The organism is Sulfuricurvum sp., assembly GCF_049305995.1.
Taxonomy (GTDB): domain Bacteria; phylum Campylobacterota; class Campylobacteria; order Campylobacterales; family Sulfurimonadaceae; genus Sulfuricurvum.
Window position 1 is genome coordinate 1 of record NZ_JBAQPS010000366.1, and the last position, 1523, is coordinate 1523.

1 protein-coding gene is annotated in these 1523 nt (G+C 35.0%); it reads left to right on the forward strand.

The window, feature by feature from the left end:
- Positions 1-366: 366 nt before the first annotated feature.
- A partial coding sequence (locus tag WA010_RS12290; protein WP_422557408.1) for a hypothetical protein occupies positions 367-1523 on the forward strand: 1157 nt, incomplete at its 3' end.

Sequence of the window (1523 nt, forward strand, 5' to 3'; positions counted from 1 at the left end):
TATGGCACTACACAAAAGCTTTCCATGAAATATTTCACGTCTGGAAAAACTTTTTCTGGTTTACGATAAACTTTTTTTCATTAACTCAACTTATTCGGTCTTTTTTTTCTCCCTGGAAAAGAATGACCGAGGAGCGTGGGAGTACTTTCAACTTTGAAGATCTCGCTTCTTTTGTGATAATTGGTTTAATTTCGAGAATCATTGGCATGATTCTCAGAACCACTATCATTCTTACAGGTACTTTTGTTTTACTGCTTCTCTGTTTAGGTTTAATTATCACCTATGTATTTTGGATATTTGCTCCACTATGCATAATTAGTTCCCTAGTATACGGAATAATTTTAATATTTTCATAACTACATATATATGTATACAATATCTGAAGATATAAAAAGATATAAACCAGTACTAGCACTAGCAAGGATTGTTCCACGACGTTTTCTCAGCCGTTTACGTATAATGTTTTTTTCTGTCGCTTTATTTAGTGGAATAGCTGGAGCTATATTATATTTTCTAGGAAATGAATCTGACACACTATTATTAGGAATTAGTCTTATCTTTACTGGATTATGGATTGAGCAAATTCTAATTTTTAGTTATCACAACAGTCATTATTATTATGGACTAAATTCAATCATCGGATTAAGTGAGGAAAAAATTTCTGGTGCTACTTACGAAATAGCTGAAGCGGTTAGTAAAAATGAAGAAGATGTAACAAAGGCTTTTTGTGTCTCAAGAATTGGCACGATTGTATTACTTCGGGCAGGAGTAGATTCAAATACACTTGACACTTTTTTCCATAGTGCACGTCCTCGTATTTCAACAAATATGATTCCGCTTCCACCGGATAAAATGTTTACCTTAATTTCCCTTGGTAAATATCTTTTGCAACAGGACAGTGCTTTTAAAAACATGCTTAAAGCACAAGGGATTACTGACGATACTTTTATTGGATCATTGGAATGGGTGGTGAATTCACATCTACAAGAAAAACGCTTAGAAAGATGGTGGAGTAAAGGCAACCTGTCTAAAACACAAGGTATTGGTAGGGAGTGGGCATACGGAACGGCTTACATTTTACAAAAATTTTCTAGAAATATTAAAACTAGTTCTATATTTTCTACACTTACTCAAAGCAACAGTGCTTTTACTGAGGAAAAAATTGCTGAGATTGAAGTAGCCCTAGCTCGTGCCAAGGCTTCAAACGTTCTTGTTATAGGTGAAGCAGGAGTGGGAACAATTGATTTACTTATGGAGGTCGATCGTAGAATGCATACTGGAAAATCTCTCAGTGCCGTAGAAAATCAGCAGATGATACTACTAGACACTACTCGGTTATTTGCTACTCATCATGACAAACAAGAACTCGAACTCACTATACTTTCGCTTTTTACTGAAGCAACGAATGCTGGAAACATTATAATTGTAATTGAAAATCTTAGTACTTTTGTACGCGAGGCTGAGGCGATGGGAGTATTTGTACCAGAATTAATTGATCCGTTTTTAGCTTCATCAAACTTGCA